General features: G+C 40.4%; 15 protein-coding genes. 1 reads left to right on the top strand and 14 read right to left on the bottom strand.

All coding sequences use genetic code 11. The features are described 5' to 3' along the window. Nucleotides 1-88 precede the first annotated feature (88 nt). The 4 genes from pflB to CUS89_RS01690 form a co-directional block, all read right to left on the bottom strand. Entirely contained in the window at nucleotides 89-2,320 is a 2,232-nt protein-coding gene (gene pflB / locus CUS89_RS01705; RefSeq protein WP_104870804.1) for a formate C-acetyltransferase, read from the bottom strand. Nucleotides 2,321-2,592: 272 nt separating this feature from the next. Then, nucleotides 2,593-5,043: a DNA topoisomerase IV subunit A gene (gene parC, locus CUS89_RS01700; protein WP_104870803.1), complete on the bottom strand. Its 2,451-nt coding sequence runs from the start codon at nucleotides 5,041-5,043 to the stop codon at nucleotides 2,593-2,595. An 11-nt stretch (nucleotides 5,044-5,054) separates the two neighbouring features. After that, nucleotides 5,055-7,100, bottom strand: coding sequence for a DNA topoisomerase IV subunit B (gene parE / locus CUS89_RS01695; protein ID WP_104870802.1), 2,046 nt, complete (start codon nucleotides 7,098-7,100; stop codon nucleotides 5,055-5,057). A 261-nt stretch (nucleotides 7,101-7,361) separates the two neighbouring features. Then, entirely contained in the window at nucleotides 7,362-7,787 is a 426-nt protein-coding gene (locus tag CUS89_RS01690; protein ID WP_104870801.1) for a CoA-binding protein, read from the bottom strand. Nucleotides 7,788-7,884: 97 nt separating this feature from the next. Here CUS89_RS01690 and plsY point away from each other — a divergent pair, with 97 nt between their 5' ends. Next, nucleotides 7,885-8,520, top strand: coding sequence for a glycerol-3-phosphate 1-O-acyltransferase PlsY (plsY, locus tag CUS89_RS01685; RefSeq protein WP_010735736.1), 636 nt, complete (start codon nucleotides 7,885-7,887; stop codon nucleotides 8,518-8,520). Nucleotides 8,521-8,658: 138 nt separating this feature from the next. Here the strand turns inward: plsY and CUS89_RS01680 are convergent, their stop codons facing one another. The 10 genes from CUS89_RS01680 to ylqF form a co-directional block, all read right to left on the bottom strand. Continuing rightward, the gene (locus tag CUS89_RS01680) at nucleotides 8,659-9,534 is read right to left on the bottom strand and encodes an aldose 1-epimerase family protein (RefSeq protein WP_104870800.1); all 876 of its coding nucleotides are present in this window, start codon (nucleotides 9,532-9,534) and stop codon (nucleotides 8,659-8,661) included. Between the two features lie 66 nt (nucleotides 9,535-9,600). Further along, the gene (gene codY / locus CUS89_RS01675) at nucleotides 9,601-10,392 is read right to left on the bottom strand and encodes a GTP-sensing pleiotropic transcriptional regulator CodY (protein WP_010735738.1); all 792 of its coding nucleotides are present in this window, start codon (nucleotides 10,390-10,392) and stop codon (nucleotides 9,601-9,603) included. 15 nt (nucleotides 10,393-10,407) lie between these two features. Then, a complete protein-coding gene (gene hslU / locus CUS89_RS01670; RefSeq protein WP_104870799.1) occupies nucleotides 10,408-11,805 on the bottom strand; it encodes an ATP-dependent protease ATPase subunit HslU in 1,398 nt (465 codons plus the stop codon). 11 nt (nucleotides 11,806-11,816) lie between these two features. Continuing rightward, a complete protein-coding gene (gene hslV, locus CUS89_RS01665) occupies nucleotides 11,817-12,365 on the bottom strand; it encodes an HslVU peptidase proteolytic subunit (RefSeq protein WP_086283352.1) in 549 nt (182 codons plus the stop codon). Nucleotides 12,366-12,389: 24 nt separating this feature from the next. Continuing rightward, nucleotides 12,390-13,328 (bottom strand): tyrosine recombinase XerC, encoded by a 939-nt coding sequence (xerC, locus tag CUS89_RS01660; RefSeq protein ID WP_181055283.1) that lies wholly within the window; start codon nucleotides 13,326-13,328, stop codon nucleotides 12,390-12,392. 236 nt (nucleotides 13,329-13,564) lie between these two features. Beyond that, nucleotides 13,565-14,890 (bottom strand): FADH(2)-oxidizing methylenetetrahydrofolate--tRNA-(uracil(54)-C(5))-methyltransferase TrmFO, encoded by a 1,326-nt coding sequence (gene trmFO / locus CUS89_RS01655; RefSeq protein WP_104870797.1) that lies wholly within the window; start codon nucleotides 14,888-14,890, stop codon nucleotides 13,565-13,567. A 22-nt stretch (nucleotides 14,891-14,912) separates the two neighbouring features. Further along, nucleotides 14,913-16,991 (bottom strand): type I DNA topoisomerase, encoded by a 2,079-nt coding sequence (topA, locus tag CUS89_RS01650; RefSeq protein WP_104870796.1) that lies wholly within the window; start codon nucleotides 16,989-16,991, stop codon nucleotides 14,913-14,915. 126 nt (nucleotides 16,992-17,117) lie between these two features. Next, the gene (gene dprA, locus CUS89_RS01645; RefSeq protein ID WP_104870795.1) at nucleotides 17,118-17,975 is read right to left on the bottom strand and encodes a DNA-processing protein DprA; all 858 of its coding nucleotides are present in this window, start codon (nucleotides 17,973-17,975) and stop codon (nucleotides 17,118-17,120) included. Nucleotides 17,976-18,031: 56 nt separating this feature from the next. Continuing rightward, nucleotides 18,032-18,799: a ribonuclease HII gene (locus tag CUS89_RS01640; protein WP_104870794.1), complete on the bottom strand. Its 768-nt coding sequence runs from the start codon at nucleotides 18,797-18,799 to the stop codon at nucleotides 18,032-18,034. After that, a complete protein-coding gene (ylqF, locus tag CUS89_RS01635; RefSeq protein ID WP_104870793.1) occupies nucleotides 18,792-19,652 on the bottom strand; it encodes a ribosome biogenesis GTPase YlqF in 861 nt (286 codons plus the stop codon). Before ylqF ends, CUS89_RS01640 begins: the two co-directional genes overlap by 8 nt. Nucleotides 19,653-19,660: the final 8 nt, after the last annotated feature.

Genomic DNA, 19,660 nt, shown 5'->3' with positions numbered 1-19,660 from the left:
ATGCTTTGCTCACAAGCTAGTTGTAAAAAAGGAAGACAAAAGCTCATGCGGAACTTTTGCCTTTCCTTTTTACACTGCATTGAGTGTCTTACATTCTGTCGTGTGACGTTCTCATTAATACGTCTAATTGTTGTTCTCTTGTCAAGTCACGGAATTTAACCGCATATCCAGAAACACGGATCGTTAAGTTTGGATATTTCATTGGGTTTTCCATTGCATCACGTAATAAGTCATTACTGAATACGTTCACGTTCAAGTGGTACGCACCTCTAGAGAAGTAGCCATCTAAGACGTTACGCAAGTTGTCGATTCTTGTTTCTTCATCTTTCCCTAAACCAGAAGGATTGATTGTTTGAGTATTAGAGATACCATCGCGAGCATGTGCATAGTTGAATTTCGCTGTAGAGTTCAAGCTTGCAAGTAACCCATTTTGTTCTGCTTGATAACTTGGGTTTGCACCAGGCGCTAATGGTTTACCAGCTTCACGTCCGTCAGGTGTATTCCCTGTATTTTTACCGTAAACCACATTTGATGTGATCGTCAACAATGAAGTTGTCGGAGTTGAGTTACGGTATGTTTTATGGCGTTTGATTTGACCCATGAAGTATTCTAATACCCATTCCGCGATTTCATCGGCGCGGTCGTCGTCATTACCATATTTAGGGAAATCTCCAGTAACTTCAAAGTCAACTGTGATCCCTTTTTCATTACGGATCGGTTTAACTTGTGCATATTTGATAGCAGACAAGCTATCTGCTGCGTGAGAGATACCAGCGATACCTGTCGCAAATGTACGTTTCAAGTCAGTATCCATGACAGCTAATTGTGCTGCTTCATAAGAATATTTGTCGTGCATATAGTGGATGATGTTTAGCGTATTGACATAAAGCTCAGCTAACCAGTCCATGATGTTCATGAAGTTGTGTTTTACTTCTTCAAAGTCTAATGTGTCGCTTGTGATCGGACGATATTCAGGACCTACTTGTGCGCCTGTCATTTCGTCAACACCACCGTTGATCGCGTATAACAAAGCTTTCGCTAAGTTTGCACGAGCACCGAAGAATTGCATATCTTTACCAACTACAGTTCCAGATACACAACATGCGATCGCACAGTCGTCTGATCCCCATTGCTCACGAAGCAAGTTATCATTTTCAAATTGGATCGAAGAACTTTCGATCGCAATTTTACTTGCATAAGTTCTGAAGCCTTCTGGTAAGTTTTCTGAATATAAGACAGTTAAGTTTGGTTCTGGTGAAGGTCCCATATTCGTCAATGTGTGTAACATACGGAAATCATTTTTTGTGACTAATGAACGTCCGTCTAAGCCCATACCAGCAATTGATAAAGTTGCCCAGATCGGGAAGCCAGAGAATAATTGGTTGTATTCAGGCGTACGTGCAAATTTAACCATACGTAGTTTCATTACTAAATGGTCGATCAATTCTTGCGCTTCTCTTTCAGTGATCACACCATTGTCTAAATCACGTTGGATATAAATATCTAAGAATGCTGAGATACGTCCGATAGACATCGCTGCACCATTTTGAGATTTGATTGCTGCTAGATAACCAAAGTATAACCATTGAACCGCTTCTTTTGCGTTTGCCGCTGGTTTTGAAATATCATAACCATATTTAGCAGCCATTTCTTTCATTTGAGCTAAAGCACGATATTGTTCTGAAATTTCTTCACGAAGACGGATCACGTCTTCACTCATCGTATGGTAGCCTGTATTGTCATGGTCTTTTTTCTTTTGAGCCATTAAATAGTCGATTCCGTACAATGCGATACGACGGTAGTCACCGATGATGCGGCCACGTCCGTAAGCGTCAGGAAGTCCAGTGATGATTTTGTTTTTACGTGCAGCACGCATTTCAGCTGTATAAGCATCGAATACACCTTGGTTATGTGTTTTTCTCCAGTCTGTGAAAATATGTGTTAACTCATCTTTTGGCTCATAGCCATTACTTGTCAACGCATGATTCGCCATGTTGATGCCGCCGAATGGCATGAATGCTTGTTTCAATGGTGTTTCAGTTTGTAGACCGACGATTTGTTCCAAGTCTTTGTCTAGGTATCCTGCTTCGTGAGAAGTGATCGTTGATACGACATCTGTATCCATGTCGTAAACACCGTTACGTTCGAATTGGATATCATTCAGTTTTTGTAATTTTTCCCACAAGTTTTCTGTCGCTTCAGTCGGTTTTTCTAAAAAGCTGTCATCACCGCGGTATTCTGTATAGTTATTTTGGATAAAGTCACGTGTATCCACGCCTTCTTTCCATTTGGTTCCTTTAAATCCATTCCATTGTTCCATCGTATGGACCTCCCGTTTCTGTTTTATGTAACAGTTTTTACGTGATAAGTATAACACATGTCACCTCCAATGCAAGGGTTTTCTTGTTTTTTTGTTAACAAATAAGGCGAATATAAAATAATAACCGTTATTAAAGTTGATATATTAGCATTTATGTATTGTGAATCTATTCATATTTCATTTGTGCAAGTATTAATTTTCTTTTAATAAACAAAAATAGCTGGCAACTGTAATAATACAGTTGCCGGCTATTTCATAAAAAACTATAACAGTTATTCCTGGATATCCATTGTCGGAGAATCAACCACCATCTGTACTTCTCCGCCTTTTTTCTCATCTAAAACAAATGAACCGTTGGACGTACGATCACCGATTGGATAATCCGTCGGGTCGATTGGTAATTCTTGTCCTTTTTGGTTGATCAATGTCATCGTTTTAGCGTGACCTTCTGACATATAGACCACTCGATGTGGTTGTTTCTTCAATTCTCGCAATACAGTCACACCTCGCTTGGCACGAGAAGTCTGACTGATTTCTTGTGCCAGCATTCGTTTTACTGCCCCACGTTGACTGACGATAACGATAGGCGTATCCCCTTCTGCCAAAACAAGTAAACCATTAACGACAAAATCTTCTTCTTTCAAGTTGATGGATTTGACGCCTGCGGCTTTCGTGCCGACGACTGGTACTTCAGTCAGTGGATAGCGTAGGCCCATTCCTTGATTCGTAACAAGGAAAACATCACGATCTGTCTGTTCTTTTTCTAGATAAACAGCCACTAATTCATCTTCACTGGCTTTAAGTTTCATGCCGCTCAATGGGCGACTCTTATACGTACGCCATGGTTCAAAATCTGTCATCCGCGTCTGTTTGATCAAGCCATTTTTACTGATAAATACAAATGTTTTTTCTGAATCGATCTTCTGATATGGGAATACCGCTAAAATCGATTCATCAACAGCTAGATTCAATATCGTTTGTGAGATATGCTCACCGGCATCTTTCCATTTCAAATCTGGCAGTTCATGGACTGGGCGATAGATCACATTGGCTTTATTAGTGACCAATAATAGATGATCCAAGGTATTCAGTTCCCCAGCATATAAAAGGTAATCACCTTCACGCATGCCGATTTCTTCTGGTTTTGATGCGCTGTATGAACGGAGACTTGTTCGTTTCACATAGCCTTCACGTGTCACACTGACAATGACATCCTCTTGCGCTACCAATACTTGTGTATCGATTTTGATTTCTTCGATTTCATCTTCGATCATCGTCAAACGAGAGGAAGCATATTTCTTCTTGACTTCACGGAGTTCTTTTTTCATGACAGAAAACAACTCTTTATCGTTTGAAAGGATTTTATTTAATTCAGTGATCAGAGCAATCAATTCTTGCGATTCACGACGTAGTTCAGTAATGTCTGTATTCGTCAAACGATAAAGCTGCAAGGTAACGATTGCTTCCGCTTGTTCTTCTGTAAATTGGAACATTTGGACTAGATTGTGTTTCGCATCTTTTTTATCTTTACTTTCACGGATCGTTGCAATGACTTCATCTAAAATCGATAGAGCCTTCATCAAACCTTCAACGATATGTTGCCTTCTTTGGGCTTTTTCCAAGTCAAACTGACTACGTTTAGTGATCACTTGTTTGCGGTGCTCGATGTAACTACTTAAAATATCCTTCAAACCTACTTGGTGAGGCGTCATATGATCGATTGCCACCATATTGAAGTTGTAGTTGATCTGTAATTCGGTATTCTTGAATAAATAATTCAAGATCCCTTGAGCGTTAGCGTCTTTTTTCAACTCCACAACGATCTGTAGTCCCGTACGATCACTTTCGTCACGAACTTCTGCGATCCCATCGATTTTCTTGTTCAAACGTATCTCATCCATTTTTTTGACAAGAGTCGCTTTGTTCACTTCGTAAGGAATCTCAGTGATCACGATTTGTTGCTTGTTTCCTTTAATAGATTCAATCGCCGTTTTCGAGCGTAAGATCACTTTCCCACGACCAGTTTCATAGGCTTTCTTGATTTCATCTTTTCCTTGTAAAATGCCCCCAGTTGGAAAATCAGGACCAGGAATGAATTCCATCAATTTGTCTAAACTGGCTTGTGGATGGTCGATCATATAGACCGTTCCATCAATGACTTCCGCTAGATTGTGCGTTGGTATCTCAGTCGCATAGCCCGCAGAGATACCGGTTGATCCATTGACTAATAGATTGGGGTATCTCGCTGGTAATACAGTCGGCTCTTTTTCAGTATCATCAAAGTTCCACACAAGGTCGACCGTATTTTTTTCGATATCAGCAAGCATCTCACCACTCAATTTCGATAAGCGCGCTTCTGTATAACGCATCGCCGCTGGTGGGTCTCCATCCATACTTCCGTTGTTTCCGTGCATTTCTACGAGTACTTCTCGTAGTTTCCAATCTTGACTCATACGAACCATTGCGTCATAGATACTGCTATCGCCATGGGGATGATAATTACCCATGATATTCCCGACGGATTTAGCTGATTTACGGAATCCTTTATCAAACGTATTGCCATCTTTGTTCATCGCAAATAAAATACGACGTTGAACGGGTTTCAGACCATCACGGATATCCGGCAAAGCACGTTCTTGAATAATATATTTCGAGTAACGTCCGAAGCGGTCACCCATCACTTCTTCTAACGTTAATTCTTGGATTTCTTGACGTTCTTCCATTAGGTGACCTCCTATTCTACATCAACTGATTGTTCATTTTTATTTTCTTCTGCGCGCTCTTCCTCTAATAGGTCATTAGAGACAGAGGCAGAAGTCTCAGTTTCTTCTTTTTTGTCTAGAATGCTGCGCTCTTCTTCTAAGCTGAATTGGACATGGTTTTCGATCCATTTACGACGTGGTTCGACTTTATCCCCCATCAAGGTGGTCACACGTCGCTCTGCTTGGGCAGCATCATCGATTCTCACTCGGATCAGCGTCCGAGAGGTCGGGTCCATCGTCGTTTCCCATAACTGCTCCGCATTCATCTCTCCAAGACCTTTGTAACGTTGCAACATATACCCTTTTCCAACAGTCTTGATGACTGCAGCTAGTTCGTCATCGGTCCAAGCGTACTCGACTACTTGTTTTTTCCCTTGACCTTTAGATACTTTATATAGCGGCGGTAAAGCAATGTAAACTTTTCCTGCTTCGATCAATGGTTTCATATAGCGATAGAAAAATGTCAACAATAAGACCTGGATATGGGCACCATCGGTATCCGCATCGGTCATGATGATGATCTTGTCGTAGTTGCAATCTTCAAGTGAAAATTCAGGGCCGACGCCGGCACCGATCGTATAGATCATCGTATTGATTTCTTCATTTTTTAAGATATCTTGCATTTTTGCTTTTTCGGTATTGATAACTTTACCTCGAAGTGGCAATATCGCTTGGAATTTCCGATCTCTACCTTGTTTGGCTGATCCACCGGCTGAATCTCCTTCGACAAGATACAATTCATTTTTCTTAGGGTTTCTCGATTGCGCAGGTGTCAATTTTCCAGAAAGCAAAGATTCACCCTTTTTACGTTTCTTTCCGTTACGGCTTTCTTCTCTGGCTTTACGAGCGGCTTCACGTGCTTCTCTCGCTTTGATTGCTTTACGGATCAGCATTTGGCTCATCTCACTGTTTTCTTGCAAGTAAAAGCCCATTTGTTCACTCATGACATTATCAACGACTGAGCGGGCAATCGGTGTGCCTAATTTTTCTTTCGTTTGACCTTCAAATTGTAGCAGATGTTCCGGCACACGAATGGATAAGACCGTTGCTAATCCTTCACGGAAGTCGCTGCCTTCTAGGTTTTTATCTCGTTCTTTCAACAAACCTACTTTGCGGGCATATTCATTGTAGGCTTTGGTCATTGCTGTTTTCATGCCGACTTCATGCGTACCACCATCTTTTGTTCGCACATTATTGACAAACGATAGCACATTTTCAGAATAGCCATCATTATACTGATAGGCCACTTCTACTTCGATTCCTTCTTTTTCACCAGAGAAATAGACTACTGGTGTCAACGTATCTTTTTCTTCATTCAGATAGGCAACAAATTCTTTGATTCCCTCTTCGTAATGGAAGACCTCTTGAACTGTTTCGTCGCCTCTTAGATCTGTCAAAGTGATTTTCACACCTTTTAACAGAAATGCAGACTCTCTTAAACGTTCAGATAACGTATCATAGGAAAATTTCGTCGTTGAGAAAATACTATCATCTGGTAAGAAATGGACAGACGTGCCATTGGCTTTCTTCGTTTTACCGATTTTTTTCAATGTTCCGTCTGGTTTACCACCTTGTTTGAATGTTTGTTGGTATTCGATACCATCTCGCACGATCGTCACTGTCAGCCATTTAGATAAAGCATTGACGACACTGGCACCTACACCATGAAGTCCGCCAGAAGTTTTATATCCTCCTTGGCCAAATTTACCGCCGGCATGTAACACAGTGAAAATAACTTCGACCGTTGGGATTCCTGAAGCGTGCATCCCAACAGGCATGCCACGTCCACTATCAGTAACAGTCACGCTGTTGTCCTCGTGGATCGTCACAGCGATTTCATTTCCGTAGCCTGATAAAGCTTCATCTACGGCATTATCAACGATTTCATAGACTAAATGATGCAAGCCTCGGCTATCAGTCGACCCGATATACATACCTGGTCGTTTTCTTACTGCTTCTAATCCTTCAAGAACTTGGATCGAGGCATCATTGTATTCATTTTTAATTTTTTTTGCCAAGGCAAACGCTCCTTCAATAATACTTGCGATATAACCGCACCACGCTTATCATACTAGAAAAGTCCTCAAAAAAAAAGAGGGAAGGTCAGAATTACAAGAAACAACCAACTCTCCCGCTTTTTTCATTCTTTTCTCTCAGCATGTCTGTGGCGACGATCACTTACTCTTTTTTTAATGGATAACAGGTCTTTTCACAATCTAACAAAACAGTCTCCACAAGAAGCGTCACTGAGTATCAGGATCTGCGCTTCTGGTATTTTTTTATTGTTCCATCTTTGCTAGTTCGATTTTGATGCAGCGATCCATGACGACATCATTTCTTCCAGCTGCTTGGAGCATTTCAGCCGCTTCTTCATTTTCAATGCCTAGCTGTGCCCAGAAGACCTTCGCATCAGTTTTCAGGAAATCTACCGCTACTTCTGGTAAAAACTCACTACGGCGGAAAATATCCACGATATCGATGGGTTCATTGATATCTGTCAGCTGTGCGACAACAGTTTCGCCCAACACTTCTTCCCCTGCTAATACGGGATTGACTGGGATGATACGATAGCCGTGTTCTTGTAGTAATTGTGCGATCTGATAACTTGTCCGTTCGGGTTTATTACTTAAACCAACGACCGCGATCGTTTTTGCTTCTTGGAGATAGCGAAAAATATTCGCTTGTTCTGGATTTTTAAATGACATGAGGATAGCTCCTTTCATTCGCTCGATTTTTTCGATTGTTTGAAGCATTCTTTCATGCTAAAATATACATTAGTTTCAACTTGAAAGAGGTTAAAAAATGAAAATAATCTTATTGTTTATTGTAGCATATCTTTTGGGTTCCATTCCATCTGGAGTATGGGTTGGTAAAATCTTTTTTAAAAAAGACATCCGCGAACATGGTAGTGGGAACATGGGTACAACCAATACATTCCGTGTTTTAGGTAAAACTGCTGGAACAGTCGTGTTATTCATGGACATCTTAAAAGGAACATTAGCAACCGCCTTGCCTGTCATTTTCCATGTCACTTCTGTCAATCCATTGTGGTTTGGTGTCTGTGCGATCTTAGGACATACATTTCCGATCTTTGCTAAGTTCAAAGGCGGCAAAGCAGTGGCGACAAGTGCCGGTATGTTGTTAGGTTTTAATCCACTGTTCTTTCTTTATTCATCAGCAATTTTCGTGATCAGTTTATACTGCACGAGCATGGTAAGCTTAACGAGCATGATCAGTGCGGTCTTGATCACATTATCCACCATCTTCTTACCATATATTGCGCCAGCGATCTTGCCAGAACCAAATTTACTGTTGACACTGATTGCTTGTGGTGTCTCCGCCTTTATTTTTTACCGTCATAAAGACAATATCAAACGAATCAAAAATAAAACAGAAAGCCGGATTCCATTCGGTTTAAATAGTAGTAAAAAGAAATAATCTTTTCGATGAATGATAGAAAAACAATGCCTTCTAAACAAATGACTGATCGATTGCTCAGCAAGTCGCTCATTTGTTCAGAAGGCATTCTTTGTTTGATTGAACTAAATCAAGATAATGCAGTAAATCTACTAGTGTTTACTTAACAGTGATCGAATATTTTGTCTTGAATAATTCGTGAGCACCTAATTGATTGATTCCTGCTTTTTCGTTCAACTGCCCATTACTAGAAACAGTATCTGCGATCCCAAACCAAGGTTCGATACAAACAAATGGTGCTTCTTTTGGATACGGTGACCATATCCCAACGTAAGGCATATCTTTGTAGCTGAGAGTGACACTATGACTAGATTTTTCACTACGGATACTGTAAGCATTCAAACCTCTCGTTTCAAATACCAACGCATCCTGGTCAAACAAATCACGAAACAACGCAAGGTTGGTATTCGTTTGTCCAATCGTTTTTTGCTCCATATCGATGAATGGTCCAGCTAGTGGTAGACGCAAACGTGATTTTCTCGGAGAAAAAGCCAAATAAAAATCTTCAAAAGTCAAACCTTCTTCTAATGGCACATTGAATGCTGGATGACCGCCAATCGAGAAATACATCTCTTCTTCTCCGATGTTTTCAACTTGATAATGAACAGTGATCCCGTCTCCCCCTAATTCATAAACAAGTACCAATTCAAAATCGAATGGGTAATTCTCTTTTGTTTCAGGAGTACTTTTCAGGACAAACTTCGCACGTTCTTGTTCGTGCTCCGCCACTTCAAAATCCATGTCGCGAGCAAAACCGTGTTGCCCCATTGAATATGTTTTTCCTTGGTACGTATATTGATCGTTTTTCAAACGCCCAACAATAGGAAAAAGAACGGGCGCATGTCTTCCCCAGTACTTAGGGTCGCCTTGCCAAATATATTCTAGATCATGTTCTTTCGATTTCAAACTGATCAATTCTGCTCCATGTTCGGAAATTTCAGCAATCAGCTGATCATTTTGAATAATAACAGTCATCGTCATCCTCCATCTTTTTTCAGATACTCGCAATTTGAAAGAGCAAGCATCTGAAAAAACTTCCTTTTAATAACTATGCTTCGTTAGCTCATCTTTAAAACGAGCATTCAATACTTTTAAATACGTGCCTTTCATCCCCAAAGAGCGAGATTCAATGATACCAGCTGATTCAAGTTTACGTAAAGCATTTACGATGACCGAACGAGTGATACCGATCTTGTCCGCAATGTTTGAGGCAGTTAACCGCCCTTCGTTACCTTCTAAAGCATCAAAAATGGCTTGAACTGCTTTTAATTCGCTATATGACAATGTATTGATCGCCATTTGGACAGCTGTCGTGCTACGAACATCCGCTTCGATATCTCGTGATTTTTGATAAAGGATCTGCATCCCTACTACGGTCGCGCCGTATTCTGCTAAAACAAGGTCTTCATCATTAAAGGCTTGTTCCATTCTTGCTAAAATGATCGTTCCTAAGCGTTCTCCTGCACCAAAGATCGGCACAACTGTCGTCAACCCAAAAGGATATTTTTCGCGACTTTCAAATGGAAATGCTGTCATATCACTAGTGATTGGGATATTTGATTCTGTTTTCGTGATCATATCCACTGTTTCTGTGTAGGCATCAGGAAATTGTTTTTGCACAAACATTGTTTTCACACGATCATTGTTCACATCGTGCCGCTCATTATAACCAAGTAAAACCCCTTCACTGCCAATGATATACGTATTGCTGTCTAAAACAGCACCTAAAGTGACCGCCATTTTATCGTAAGGTAAATCCGCCTGCATATCAAACGTATTTTTTTGTTGCAATAATTTGTTTATCTTTCGAGTGTTCGTCAACAAATCCGTCATTGTTTTCCTCCGATTTTATAATATATAGCGACTTAAATCTTCATTTGCCGCAATTGATCCTAATTTATCATTGACATAGGCTTCAGTAATGGTAATTTCTCCCATTTGCATTTCTGGTGCTTCGAATAACAAGTCTTCCAACAATTTCTCTAAAATCGTGTGTAAACGTCGTGCACCGATATTATCGGTATCACGATTCACATCATAAGCAATTTGGGCAATGCGTTCGATTGCTTCTTTAGTAAACGTGACTGTCACATTTTCAGTACCGATCAATGCAATGTATTGTTTGACTAACGCATTGTTAGGTTCAGTCAAGATCTTGACAAAGTCCTCAGCTGTCAAGTCATCTAACTCGACACGGATTGGGAAACGTCCTTGTAATTCAGGAATCAAATCGCTTGGTTTTGATAAATGGAACGCTCCTGAGGCGATAAATAAAATGTGATCTGTTTGTAATGTACCGTATTTTGTATTGACTTGTGAACCTTCAACGATCGGCAAGATATCTCTTTGGACACCTTCTCTTGATACTTCGCCAGATTGTTGCGATTTTGAAGTGATTTTATCGATTTCATCAATGAAAATGATCCCGCTTGATTCCGCCAATTTGATCGCTTCACTATGGATATCCGCATCATTGACTAATTTTGCTGATTCTTCTTTGATCAATAATTCTAAGGCTTCTTTGACGGTCACTGTACGTTCGATTTTTTTCTTTGGCGTCAATGCGCCTAGAGTTTCATTCAAATCGATGCCCATTTGTTCCAGTCCATTGTTCATCATCGGTGCCGGTTTCTTTTGATCTTGTACTTCGATCGTCACTTCTCGGTTGTCAAGCAAGCCTTTTTGCAATTGCTCTAATACTGTGCGACGATTTACTCGAATCTCTTCCGTTACTTCTTCCTGTGTTTCTGCGGGTTGTTGCGAAGCATTGAACATATTCATCATTTGTTCAAACTGGTTGCCTGATTGTTTTTGCTCTTTTTTGATACCTGGTACAAGGATCTTCACTAATTGTTTTTCCGCATTTTTCTTAGCTTGTGGGCGAACGCGATTATACTGATCTTTTTCAACGATCTGGATCGCATTTTCGACAAGGTCACGAACCATTGATTCCACGTCACGTCCTACGTAACCCACCTCAGTAAACTTCGTTGCTTCAACCTTAACAAAAGGTGCGTTGACGATTTTTGCCAAACGACGAGCGATCTCTGTTTTACCGACCCCAGTTGGTCCGATCATCAACATATTTTTAGGTGTGATATCTTGTTGCATTTTTTCATCTAATTGAAGACGTCGATAACGATTTCTAAGGGCAACAGCCACTGATTTTTTTGCTGTTTGTTGGCCAATGATATATTGATCTAACTCACTGACGATTTGTTTTGGTGTTTGTTTTAATTCATACATGTCATTCACCTCTATAATTCTTCCACAATAATGTTGTGATTAGTAAAGACGCAGATGTCTGCGGCAATGTTCAACGCATTTTCAGCAATCTCTTTTGCACTCATGTCGTTTTGTGCATAGTTTTTCATTGCTCGTGCGGCAGCTAGTGCAAAGTTCCCACCAGAACCGATGGCTAAGATCCCATCATCTGGTGTGATTACTTCACCTGTACCAGAAACGAGTAACATTTCTTTGTCATTCATCACGATCAACATCGCTTCTAGTTTTTGCATCGACTGTTGTGTACGCCATTCTTGAGCTAATTCAACGGCTGCACGTTGGAGATTTCCGTTGTATTCATTTAGTTTACCTTCAAATTTTTCTTCCAAAGTAAACGCGTCAGCGACACTCCCAGCAAAGCCGACGACCACTTCATCATTGTATATGCGACGTACTTTTCTCGCACTGCCTTTCATCACGACAGATTCGCCCATCGTTACTTGGCCATCACCTGCCATTGCGAATTTACCGTTTTTTTCAACTGCACAAATGGTTGTTGAATGAAACTGTGATTCTACCATAGATATTTCCTCCTAATAATGTGATCACGCTCGTGGATGAAAAGAGCGATAATTTTTTTGTAAGCTTTCTTTTGTGACATGCGCATAGATTTGGGTCGTTGATAGATTTGCATGACCTAAAAGTTCTTGCACTGTACGCATGTCAGCACCATTATTCAATAAGTGTGTCGCAAAAGTATGACGCAACATGTGAGGATGGATATCACTATCCAAACTACTCTTTTTGATGATTTGGTTTAATACGTATTCGATACCAGTAGGTGTGATCGGTTCTCCGTGATGATTCACGAAGACATGGTCATGTGACTTATGGTATTTCGTCATTAAGACGCTGCGCCCTTTGGCAAAATACTCTTGCAAAGCATCTTGCGCAAATGAACCCAACGGCGCATAGCGTTCTTTGTTTCCTTTTCCATGGATCAACATCACCTCTGAGCCAAAGTCGATGGCAGACATCGTCAATTGGCTACATTCACTCAAACGGATACCTGATCCATAAAGTACTTCTAATAATGCCCGATCTCTTAGCTCTAATGGACTATCTCCAGTCACACTTTCAAATAAGCTTTGCATCTCATTCTCATAAAAAAAGCGAGGAAGTTTGACATTTTTTTTCTTTAAGTGAACATAAGAAAATGGATTTTCAGCAATTTTTTCTTCTCGCAAAAGATATTGATAAAACGAACGTAAACTAGCGATTTTTCGACTTACTGAATTCCGACTGTATGTTTTATCCGATAGATAACTCAAATAGACTCTTACGTCCAAATAGCTGACTTTCAATAGGTCAGATTCACCTGATTCTACCAAAAATCGTTGAAAATCATTGATATCTTCTTCATAGGCAGATTTGGTTTTTTCCGAATACCCACGCTCTATGATTAAATAACGCAAAAAATCTTCTTGTAAAGTTGGCTTCATTCTTTTTACACCTACCTTTTGATCCCAAAATAAATTTAGCATAGCCCTAGAGAAAAAACAAACAAATTGTCAGAATTTAACTAATATTTCTAAGTTTGTTCACAATTCAATTTGTTTGCTTGACAATTAAGGGATAAGCTGACCTAAATGAGCGTTAAAAAAACCATAGTTATTATATAAATTGGCGTGCGTTCAGTCAACGACCGAGAAATAAGCCGAAGTACTCGAAAATGGCTGACACCATCCAGAGAGACTTCGACTTATTACATAACATCCATTTAACGAGAAGCAAATTCTTTATTCAATAATTCTTGCTTCACTTTTTCATTCGCTGCTAAGGCACGTTGTGCAATTGCTTCATAACGAGATTTCTTATCACGGATTCGTTCAGGTAATTCTGGGAATAATCCGTAGTTTGCATTCATTGGTTGGAAATGTTTGCCTTCCGCATGCGTGATGTAGTAGGCCATACTTCCCATTGCTGTTTCTTGCGGCAACGTCACAGGTTCCAGTTCTTTAGCCAAGCGAGCAGCGTTGATCCCTGCAAGTAAGCCACTTGCCGCACTTTCAACATACCCTTCTACACCCGTCATTTGTCCTGCAAAAAATAGATCTTCACGTCTAGTCGATTGATAAGTCGGTTTCAACAGCTCTGGTGAATTCATGAAACTGTTGCGATGCATCACACCATAGCGGACAAATTCTGCATTTTCTAATCCTGGGATCATGCGGAATACGCGCTTTTGTTCGCCCCATTTCAAATGCGTTTGGAAGCCAACGATATTGTAAAGAGAAGCGGCTGCATTGTCTTGTCTTAATTGGATGACTGCATAAGGTCTTTTCCCTGTTTTTGGATCTTCAAGACCGACTGGTTTCATTGGACCAAACAACATTGTCTTAAAGCCACGTTGCGCCATCACTTCGATCGGCATACAACCTTCAAAATATTTTTCTTTTTCAAAGGATTTCAATTCAGCGACTTCAGCATTTACTAAAGCATCATGGAAAGCTTTAAATTCTTCTTCCGTCATCGGACAGTTCAAGTAAGCCGCTTCGCCTTTGTCGTAACGTGATTTCAAATACACCTTGTCCATATCGATCGTAGATTTGTCGACGATCGGTGCAGCAGCATCGTAGAAATAGAAGCCGTCTGAGCCATTGAATGCTTTGATGCTTTCTGCTAAAGGATGAGAAGTCAAAGGTCCCGTAGCAATCACTGTGATTCCTTCTGGTATTTCAGTGATTTCTTCATTCACTACTGTAACTAAAGGATGCTCTTTGACCTTGCGAGTGATCGTTTCAGAAAATGAATCACGGTCAACTGCTAACGCACCACCCGCAGGCACAGCTGTTTCATCTGCTGAATGGATGATCACTGAATCTAAGCGACGCATTTCTTCTTTCAATAAGCCAACTGCGTTCGCAAGGCTATTCCCTCTTAGAGAATTTGAACAGACTAATTCAGCAAAATTATCTGTATGATGGGCTTCTGTTTTTTTGACTGGTCTCATTTCATATAACTTTACAGGTACACCTGCTTGAGCGATTTGCCATGCTGCCTCACTTCCAGCTAAACCTGCACCTACAACATTGACGTTTTTCAACTAAAAACCTCTTCTCATTTCTTTATTTTTGAATATCTTCTTCGTAGTCCCCATTGGTACAAACAACTTGTTTGCCACCTTTGACTTTTTTCTCCACTAGATAGTGGTCACATTTCGGACAGTTTCTACCGATTGGTTTATCCCATGAGGTAAATTCACACTCAGGGAAACGAGAACAGCCATAGAAAAGGCGATTTTTCTTCGATTTACGTTCGATGACTTGTCCTTCATGACAAACAGGACAAGTGACGCCGATTTCTTTGACGATCGGTTTTGTGTTTCGGCAATCTGGGAAATTACTACATGCATAGAATTTACCATACTTCCCTAATTTTATCACCATGGGATGCCCACACAAATCACAATCAAACCCAGCTGGCTCATCTTTGATCTGGATTTTCTCAATTTTTTCTTCGGCATTCGATAATTCTTTTTCAAATGGCTTATAGAAACGATCGACGACTTCGATCCATTCTTCTTTACCTTCTTCGACTTTGTCTAAATCATCTTCCATTTCGGCAGTAAAATGGATATCCACGATTTGCGGGAAGAATTCACAGATCAACGAATTGACGATCTCACCTAGTTCGGTCGGTTCAAAACGTTTTTGTGTCAACTTCACATAGTAACGTCGTTGGATCGTGTCTAACGTTGGTGCATAAGTCGATGGACGACCTACCCCATTTTCCTCCAACGCACGGATCAATGTCGCTTCACTATAACGTGCAGGTGGTTGCGTGAAATGTTGTTTCGGTTCGATATCGACAGACTGTACTGTATCGCCTTCTACTAACTCCGGCAAAATGTTTTCTTTGTCTTCTTTTCCATCGTCGCGCCCTTCAACATACACTTGCATAAATCCTTTGAACTTGATTTTAGAACCATTTGCAATAAATCTTACGTCATTTTGTTCCAACGTCACCTTCATCGTATCCAATACAGCTGGTGTCATTTGACTAGCAACAAATCGAGACCAGATCAACGTATACAATTTCAATTGATCTTTATCCAAATATTGTTTCAACTCATCTGGTGTCCGTAATGCACTTGTTGGGCGCACCGCTTCATGGGCATCTTGTGCGCCTTTAGAATTTGTTGCTTTACGTTCCGAATGACTGGAGAATTCTTTTCCGTAAGTTTCTTCGATGAACGTTGCTACTTCCGCTTTAGCAGTATCGGCGATCCGCGTAGAATCGGTACGCATATACGTGATCAATCCGATCGTGCCTTGTTTGCCAAGTGAGATTCCTTCATACAACTGTTGTGCCACCATCATGGTTTTACGTGTTCTGAAATTCAATTTACGAGCCGCTTCTTGTTGCAAACTACTTGTAGTAAATGGATTTGCTGGATTTCGCTTACGTTCTTTCTTTTCAACTTTTGTCACGGCAAATTCTTTGCCAGTGATGCGGTCAGTCACTTCTTTGACAGTTTCGGCATCAGACAATTTTTTCTTTTTACCATCGACGCCCCAAAAGTTTGCTTTGAACTTCTTACGTTCTTTCTTAAAGTTTCCGTCAATACTCCAATACTCTTCCGGTGTAAAATCACGGATCTCTTTTTCGCGTTCAATAATGATTTTCAATGCGATCGATTGGACTCGACCAGCACTCAAGCCTTTTTTTACTTTACGCCATAAGATCGGACTAATCGAATAACCAACGATACGGTCAAGCGTTCGACGTGCTTGTTGCGCATCGACCAGATCCACATCGATCGTACGTGGCTCTTTAAATGCCGCTTTGACTGCATCCTTGGTGATTTCATTGAAAACAACACGATTTTTATCGTTTAGATCCAAACCTAATAAATAAGCCAAATGCCAAGCAATTGCTTCCCCTTCTCTATCCGGGTCACTTGCGAGGTAAACTTTTTGCGCTTTTTTTGCCGCTGCTTTTAGACTTTTGATGACATCGCCTTTTCCTCGAATCGAGATATAATGCGGTTCATAATTATTTTCAAAATCGATCCCCATCTTACTTTTAGGTAAGTCACGAATATGTCCTACACTAGCCATTACTTTATAATTACGGCCAAGATATTTTTCAATCGTCTTGGCTTTTGCAGGTGATTCTACGATCACTAAATATTTATATGCCATTCCTGAATGGACTCCTTTCCATTTTCGGGTTCCTACTATATATATGTTACAAGGACTTTTACAAATCGTAGCTTATCATATCCATTCAGAAATCTTTTGTCAAGGAAAGCAATAATAAATCAATCGTTATGATTCCAATTCATTCAGGATATCTTGTCCTGAAAAGGTACATATCGCTCCATCTTGGATCAATTGGTGACAACCAGTAGATTGACCTGTCAAAATATTCCCAGGGACAGAAAAAATCGGACGTCCAATCTCTAAGCCTTGCTCTGCTGTGATCAATGAACCGCTTTTTGCTTTTGCCTCAATGACACAGATCCCACCTGATAAAGCAGCAATCAGACGATTTCTCATAGGAAAATGAAATTTTTGTGGCCCATCATCTGGTAAAAACTCACTCATTAAAAGATGATCTCGAGCAATCTCTTGTTGTAACTGCTGATTTTCTTTAGGATAACTATGATTGATCCCCGTACCGATCACTGCGATCGTTCTGCCTGATCGGTCCATCGCTAATTGATGCGCATATGCATCTATGCCTTTCGCACACCCACTAACAACTACATAGTGTTGGTCGATCACAGGACTGACAACTCGCTCAACGATTTTTTTGGCGTAGCCAGATGTTTGTCTGCCACCAACGACACCAATCATTTTCTGTTCCAACAATGAAGGATCTCCTCGATAGAAAAGCAGTATGGGAGGATTTGCCAAATGAAGCAACTGCGCTGGGTAGATTGGATCAAGAAAAGTTATGTATGGATTCTCTCCTACTTTCTTTTTCCAAGTATTATTGATCTGGGTCCAACTTTCATAAAATTTCGTTTTAGAACGATTGAAGGAAGAAACTGTCAGCATTTCAGCAACCGACAACCATTCCTTCTTTTCAATCAATAGATGACGGATCACACGCCATTTTTGTTGCCCACTTAGTCCTTTGACCAGTGCTAATTTTGTAATAAATTCATTTCGTATAATCATAAAGCGCCACCTTTTCTAATCTTTTTTTATAAGATACGTGAAAAGAGGCGCATCGCTTATGATAAATATTGTTTGACTGGTGCAAAGCTTTTACGGTGGATGGGCGTGATGCCATGTTGTGCTAACCCTAAGAGATGTTCTTTTGTACCATAGCCCGCATTCTTCGCAAAACCATAACCAGGATATTGTAACTCGTATTCTTTCATCAAACGATCACGATAGACTTTTGCAATGATACTTGCTGCAGCGATCGAGATCGAACGAGCATCACCCTTGATCAGCTTATTTTGTGCGATTGGTAAATCTAAAGTCATCGCATCGATCAATAAATACGTTGGTTGAGGGGTCAATTGTTCTACAGCTTCACACATCGCTAATTTACTTGCTTCGTAAATATTGACACGATCGATCGTCTGTTCATCGATCACCCCAATACCGATGGAGAGGGCTTTTTCTTGAATCTGTTCATACAGCTCTTCGCGTTTTTTTTCAGATAATTGCTTGGAATCATTCAATCCGTAAATTTCTACACCTTTAAGCAAGACAACAGCTGCGGACACAACAGGGCCAGCTAGTGGACCCCTACCTACCTCATCGATCCCTGCAATCAGTTCATGGCCTTGAGCGTATCCTTCATTTTCATAGAAGGACATCGTTTCATATTTTTCACGCAGCAAAGCTTCTTTTGCTATACGTTTTTCAAAAGACCCTAATGCTTGTTGGACACCTTTTCTTGTGTCTAATCTTAGTTGTGCAAGTAACGGATCATCGATCGTTGTGATTTGTTTCAGCTTTTCTTTGATACTTTGGATGGATTCACTCATGAGCAGTTTCTTCCATTTCTTCACAACGATCCAAAGTATAGCGTCCTAGTTTCCCTTGTCGGATATCAAAAACGACGAGCTCGCTTCCACGGTCATAATCTTGTCGATACCCTCTTCGTTCCGTGATCGTCATCAATAATTCAGGTGCAACTTGTTGCTCTTCTTCTATTGATAATCCATAGCGTTCGCTGATTTTGTTAGGGTAGTAACGGGCAAAGAAATCTAAGCCGTAAATTGCTAGATCATCAAGGTGTACCAATTGATCTTTGATCGCACCAGTCAAAGCTAGTTTTTTACCGATTTCTTCATCTTCAAACTTAGGCCATAAAATACCGGGCGTATCTAATAATTCTAATTCACTTCCCAAACGAAGCCATTGTTGTCCTTTGGTGACCCCAGGCTTATTCCCTGTCTGTGCAATCTTTTTGCCAACTAAACGATTCATCAGTGTCGATTTTCCTACATTGGGAATCCCTAGGACCATCGCACGGATTGCACGAGGTTTGATACCACGAGCTGCATCTCTTTCTCGCTTTTCTTTCAATGCTTCTTTTGCCGCCGGAATCAACGCTTTGATTCCTTTACTTTCTTGAGCAGTGATCGCTAAGGCTTGATGCCCTTGTTTTCTAAAGTATTGTTGCCATAATTTTGTTTGTTGCGGATCAGCTAGATCAGCTTTATTCAATAAAACAAGTCTTGGTTTTTGTTGGATGATCTGATCTAACATTGGATTACGTGAAGATAAAGGTAGTCGTGCATCAACTAACTCAAAGACGATATCAACATATTTCATCTTTTCTGAAACTTCACGTCTGGCCTTCGCCATATGTCCTGGGAACCATTGAATAGTCATTGGTGTTT

The sequence above is a fragment of the Enterococcus mundtii genome (genome assembly GCF_002947535.1).
GTDB classification, from domain to species: domain Bacteria; phylum Bacillota; class Bacilli; order Lactobacillales; family Enterococcaceae; genus Enterococcus_B; species Enterococcus_B mundtii_B.
This window is presented reverse-complemented; position numbering and strand designations above follow the sequence as displayed.